Below are 5,437 nucleotides of genomic sequence, written 5' to 3' on the forward strand. Positions count from 1 at the left end.
TTTTAATTCATACTTGGCTATTTCTTCAAACTCCTTGCCCCTTTTTGATTTGTACCGTCCTTTATTCTTATTTACCCACAATGTATTTACAGACGGCGGTATTATGGATAACTCTAGTTTTATCAATCTTTTTCCCTCCTATTCTCTTCCAGTTTAAATTTATAAAGTTCATCATAAGAGTACTCCAAAGCCTTCTGCAATTTATTTTCAGGAATCTCCCAGTTAAATTGCTCTATGCTTTTTACATTGCCACGATGACTTTTTATGAATTTAAGCCATTCGTTTTTGTCTGTTGTTTTTAATTCGTTTTTGTCTATCTTTAGGCAGATAAGTGTTATTTTCGTTTTATTTCCTCCTGATTTTATAATTTCATAAACACAAGCCAATGTGTTTTAGCCCTTTTATTTCCAAAAAGTGGCTTATATTTTATTGTGGCCAAAATATCTTTTAACTTAATTTGCTCTTCATTCCATTTGAAAATTAATGTTCCATTTGTTTTTAATACTCTCATACATTCATTGAATCCTTGTTCTATGTCGTTTTTCCAAGTTTCAGGATTTAATTTTCCATATTTCTTGGCTATCCAAGATTTTTCTCCTGCTCTTACCAAATGTGGCGGATCAAATACAACTAGATAAAAACTTTCATCTGGAAATGGTATTTGTCTAAAGTCGGCCACAATATCAGGACTTATCTTCAAACTTCGTCCATCGCATAGCATGTCCTCAAATTCCCTTTTATCCATAAAAACTGTATTTTCATTTTCTCTATCAAACCAGAACATTCTTGATCCACAGCATACATCAATTATTTTCTTTTCTATTTTTCTTCCCCCTTCATCTTAATTTTCATTTTCTTCTCAATCCGCTCAATCTCTTTTTTGTTTTTCTGAATCTGTTCGCAATTAGCTTTTATCTTTTTAGATGTTTCTGCCATTTTATTACTTAGTATCCTATTCACTTCCCTCAGGCTATCGTTTTCAATACTTAGCCTGTCTTTTTCTCTTTTTAAATTTTGCATCTATGCTCCTAATATAATTCCTCAAAGTCTTTTTTATATAAATCTTTTCTCCGACTTTCCCAGTTAAAAACATATGTTTTACATTTGCTGCGGATTCTGTCCAATAGTTTGTCGCTGCCGTTTATGTTGAAAAAACTTGATAATTGCTTAGCATCTAAATTCGTATTTATTATCAAAGGCTTGTTATTTTCGTAAATAAAATTAAGAATCATAAACATTTTTTCTTTTCCCCAGTCACTTAAAAATTCGTTTCCTAGGTCATCAAAAATTATCAATTCCGCTTTGGATAATCTGTTGAATAAAAAATCGTCATTCTCATTTTCAAAACTTTTATAGCTTTTTCTGATTTCTTCCAGCAAATCGGATAAAGTTGTCTTGTAAACAAGGTATTTTTGATTCAAAGCATTCATTATGCAAGTTGTATAATAAGTTTTGCCAGTTCCAGGATTACCACTCATTAATATTCCAAGCCCTTTTTGTTTGATTGTTTCAAAGTTTTTGCAATATTTCTCAAACGACTTCTTAAATTCAATTTCTTCTGGCGTTTTAACTTCTGCATTCTCAAATCTTTTATGCCAATCCTGTTCCGTTAGTTTTGATAAACTCATATATTTGTGGATTTCTTGCTGTTTAAATATGCTGGCTGGTACGTATTCGGTATTAATTCCAGTCATCGAATCCCTTTGAGTAGTCTGGCTTATAATCATTGTGCTTGTCAAACCCCTTTTTCTCAGCATTTCCTGTATAGCTTCTCTTATTCCCTGTGTTTCCATTTTTATTTCCTCCCTGTTTTTTATCTAGCGGAAAAATATCTTTCCAGCTGTTTATAGTCGATTTGTTTAATATTTCTATTGCTAATTGCTCATTATTCCCTGCTAATCTGTGTAACTTCATAAGAATTAAATCCTCTGCTGGTTTCGATAATGGCTCTTTTTTACCAATTCTCATAATTTTAAAATCTGAAAATGCTTTTTCAAATTCCTTGCCCTTATATAAATATATAGAACCTATATTATTATATTCTATATTAGTATTATCTATATTATTATAGTGGGGAAAATCCAAGTTTGGGTTTTCCTGATTTGGGTTTTCCATATCAGGCTTTTCCAGATTTGGGTTATCCAAGTTTGGGTTTTCGGTATCAGGCTCCTTTTCTTCTTTCTCTTTTTCCTCTATTTCTTCCTTATCCTGATAATCTCTTATATTGTTTTCTGACTTGTCCTCAAAAATATAATAATTTATTGTTCCGTCAGCGTTTTTCTTTCTGCTTACATATCTTTCTTTTACCAATTCTTTTAGCCCTGAATAAACTGAATCCAGTCCATCTTTAGAGTTTTTGGCAATTTCCTTTGCATTGTATCTCCAGTTGCTCGGTCTTGAAAGCATGTACAACAAAATCCCTTTTGCTTTCCAGCTGATACTCTCATCAAATATCAGATTATTATGTACCATTGTAAAGTTTTCTGTCTTTTTTATTACAGTTTTCATTTCTACACCTCTTTACTTAATTTACTAAATTTGATATAATCAAATTATGAAAATATTTGCATGCACTTCATTTGAAGTGCTTTTTTATTTTACAAAATCCCTCTTGAATCTAGTATTCTTTTAAATTCTTTTTCAATTTCTTCACATACAACATTTTTCAATTTTGATTCAAATGTAAAATTTTTGTTACTGTTTAATTTTTTAAACTCGTTTCTTAAAGTTACAACTATTATCTCAAATTCATCTCCGTCTATATAATTGTTGCCAAGCACGTCAAAAACCTCCATAATCGTTTTATGTATTCTTTCCAGCCTTTTTTCAGGAAGTTCACTGGATATTCCTGGATGTTTTGGTTTTGCGGTTTTAGGTCTTGGATTTGTTCCTTGTTCCATTGTTTCACCTCCCTTATTTCATTTTTACCCCCTTTTGAGTTATAATAATATCGCCAAATAAAATTAAATACACAAGAAAGGAGGTGTTATTATGTCTAAAAAAAATATCTTTGATACATCAGCATTTACAGAATTTTTAAATACTGATAACGGATATTTTGTAAATATTAAAACTTCATTTGGAGATTATGATAATGCTCAACTGATAGCTTTATATCCTGATTTCGTTTTGATTGCTGTTCAAGAGAAAGAAATCTTTATTAAACGTAATGAAGTTTTGTGTTTTGAAGATAACAGTTAATGTTTCTTAGGGGGATTTATTCCTCCTTCTTTTTTTAAGTATGCTCTATGCTCATACTCTATGTTTAGCATTTCTGTTATTCTGTTAAATTCAAAAAAAGTAACATCATGTTCGATTAAAACTTTTTCTATTTCTTTTGATATTTTCGCACGTCTTTCGTATCGACTTTCTTTTTTATCCATTTCACACTTCCTTCCTTTTCTTTTTGGGTTCTATTTGCATTTTGTCAAATAAATTTGCATAAAAAAATTAAACCGTTCCCAGTTTTTCAAAGACTTTTTGTATTGTTCTTTGAGTATTCCTTTTAAATGCATAATCAATATTTTGTCTCGTATATCCCGTTATTTCCTCGATGTTTTCCCAAGTTAAATCTTTATCTATTTTTAGTTTTAAAAGCCGTTTTTGATTAAGATTTTTTTGTTTCTTTTTATTCATATTCTTCACCTCAAATTTATTATAACTTTTTATTTGCATTTTGTCAAATATATTTTTAACAAAAAAAGAGCTTCTTCAAAAGCTCTTCCGAAAAACACTTAATTTCGTAATTTTAATGTTTCTCTATATTCCTCTGCATCCGGAATTTTATTAAATTCAAATGTCAAATCTTTATACTTGTTCAATACATTTTCTATTTCATCTATGGTTATGTTAAAAAACTCTTTCCTATTATTTATCATATTTACTCTTTTGCTATTAAAATAATTATGCAATTCTTTCTCAAGCTCAAATGCTTGATAACTGAAAATCAATGCATGAACATCAAATTTAAATGGAACAGATGCACTGCTTAACTCTTTGATACGTTCTAAAGGTTCAAGCCTTCTAGTTACACCTATTTTAAACACATTTTCTCCAAATGCACCGATATTTGAAATAATGTAGACATATCCCGCACCAATATTTTCAAGTCTATAATCTAATTCCTCTTTTTCATCATTGTACTTTTCAATGATTTCTCTAATTTCAGATAATTTACTTTCTAATTCTAGTTTTTCGTTATCCGATGCAATTAAGATTTTATTTTCTAATTCATCAAGAGCATTTTCATAATGCAAAATTTCTTTATTAATACTACGTTTTTTTCTTTCTATTTCTTGCAATACTTTTTTATTCTCTCTTTCTTTTTCTCGCTCTTCACGTAATAATTCTTTTTCTAGTTCTTTTCTTTGTTCATATTCGTAGCCCAAATGTAACTCATCAAATTTTAAATTCAAGAATTCTTGTGTAATAGAAACTTGATTAACTTCATTTAATTTGTTCAGTTGCTCAAAAGATTTATAAATTCTATTTTCAATTTTTTCTAGATTGTTAAATTTGATTTTATTGATAGCAGCCTCACAATCAGAATTAAATGATCTTAAAATCATTTTTATATTATCGTTAGTCATTTTACGTCCCTTTGAAGCTGAACCATCAACTGTCCAATTTTCCGAATAATGTACTGCTGATTTATATTTTATCATATTTTTTTGACGTTTCCTGATTTCCTCAAGTTTAAATTTATATTGACTAGAATTAGCGAAATTATATCTAGGTTTATATAATCCGAAACTTTCCATATTTAGTTCGTCATTAACAGCTTCCAACATTGATTTTCGCTTATTCAATTCACATGTTATTTCTGACAGAATTTTATCTATTTTTTCTTTCTGTAACTCTGATTTTGATATTTTATTTTTTAATTCGTCATATTTTTCAATGGCTTCTAACAAATCCATTTTTTCGACTTCTAAAATTTTGTTTTGCTCACTCTTTAATTCTTTTTCTAATTCCTTAACCTTTTTTTCTAAATTTATATTTTCTTGTGCGAGAATTAATCCTGCCTTTTTATATTTTCTTCTGCTTAAAAATAAAGCAATAATTATAATACCTGTAATCCAAGCAAGTACTAACACAATAACAGAATCATCAACTATAAATTCTTTATTATTCCCTGTGGCTTGACTAGACAAACTTGCAATCAAAAATAAGCAAAATACTTTAAATTTTATTTTTAGCAATTTTTCCTCCTAAGTTTTGTAATTCATAATCTCTATTCCTAAAACATAAATTTCTTATTTCTCATACTTATAACCATACTTATAATACCTTTACACTCCACTCTGTCAAGTTCATGATTAGGAATTATATAATCGGCATAAGCTGGATTATAAGATTTTAGTATCAAATTCCCTGTCCCTTCTTCAAAAAAAACTCTTTTTAAATATTTGGAATCCTCTTGATAAATTAATGCCTC

At 28.9% G+C, this 5,437-nt stretch carries 11 protein-coding genes; 1 reads left to right on the plus strand and 10 read right to left on the minus strand.

The window, feature by feature from the left end:
- Positions 1–122: 122 nt before the first annotated feature.
- The 6 genes from K324_RS0109140 to K324_RS0109165 form a co-directional block, all read right to left on the minus strand.
- Complete coding sequence (locus K324_RS0109140; RefSeq protein WP_026748876.1) at positions 123–386, minus strand: hypothetical protein; 264 nt, start codon at positions 384–386, stop codon at positions 123–125.
- Positions 362–784: a class I SAM-dependent methyltransferase gene (locus K324_RS0109145; protein WP_051354434.1), complete on the minus strand. Its 423-nt coding sequence runs from the start codon at positions 782–784 to the stop codon at positions 362–364. Before K324_RS0109145 ends, K324_RS0109140 begins: the two co-directional genes overlap by 25 nt.
- A 35-nt stretch (positions 785–819) precedes the next feature.
- Positions 820–1,020, minus strand: a complete 201-nt coding sequence (locus K324_RS0109150) for a hypothetical protein (RefSeq protein ID WP_026748878.1) — start codon at positions 1,018–1,020, stop codon at positions 820–822.
- Positions 1,021–1,028: 8 nt separating this feature from the next.
- The gene (locus K324_RS0109155) at positions 1,029–1,793 is read right to left on the minus strand and encodes an ATP-binding protein (RefSeq protein ID WP_248615384.1); all 765 of its coding nucleotides are present in this window, start codon (positions 1,791–1,793) and stop codon (positions 1,029–1,031) included.
- Positions 1,681–2,508, minus strand: a complete 828-nt coding sequence (locus K324_RS0109160; RefSeq protein WP_026748880.1) for a helix-turn-helix domain-containing protein — start codon at positions 2,506–2,508, stop codon at positions 1,681–1,683. The genes K324_RS0109155 and K324_RS0109160 overlap by 113 nt, the downstream gene beginning before the upstream one ends.
- Positions 2,509–2,597: 89 nt before the next feature.
- Positions 2,598–2,900, minus strand: coding sequence for a hypothetical protein (locus K324_RS0109165; protein WP_026748881.1), 303 nt, complete (start codon positions 2,898–2,900; stop codon positions 2,598–2,600).
- A gap of 91 nt (positions 2,901–2,991) precedes the next feature.
- Here K324_RS0109165 and K324_RS0109170 point away from each other — a divergent pair, with 91 nt between their 5' ends.
- Complete coding sequence (locus K324_RS0109170; protein WP_026748882.1) at positions 2,992–3,201, plus strand: hypothetical protein; 210 nt, start codon at positions 2,992–2,994, stop codon at positions 3,199–3,201.
- Here the strand turns inward: K324_RS0109170 and K324_RS0109175 are convergent.
- The 4 genes from K324_RS0109175 to K324_RS16065 all read right to left on the minus strand — a co-directional run.
- Complete coding sequence (locus K324_RS0109175; protein ID WP_026748883.1) at positions 3,198–3,383, minus strand: hypothetical protein; 186 nt, start codon at positions 3,381–3,383, stop codon at positions 3,198–3,200. The two genes, K324_RS0109170 and K324_RS0109175, sit on opposite strands and share 4 nt — an antisense overlap.
- 67 nt (positions 3,384–3,450) lie before the next feature.
- A complete protein-coding gene (locus K324_RS0109180; protein WP_026748884.1) occupies positions 3,451–3,636 on the minus strand; it encodes a hypothetical protein in 186 nt (61 codons plus the stop codon).
- Between the two features lie 98 nt (positions 3,637–3,734).
- Positions 3,735–5,201 (minus strand): SNIPE associated domain-containing protein, encoded by a 1,467-nt coding sequence (locus tag K324_RS0109185; protein WP_211231556.1) that lies wholly within the window; start codon positions 5,199–5,201, stop codon positions 3,735–3,737.
- 38 nt (positions 5,202–5,239) lie between these two features.
- A partial coding sequence (locus K324_RS16065) for a S24/S26 family peptidase (protein WP_036095440.1) occupies positions 5,240–5,437 on the minus strand: 198 nt, incomplete at its 5' end.

This window comes from Leptotrichia trevisanii DSM 22070 (assembly GCF_000482505.1).
Taxonomy (GTDB): Bacteria; Fusobacteriota; Fusobacteriia; order Fusobacteriales; family Leptotrichiaceae; genus Leptotrichia; species Leptotrichia trevisanii.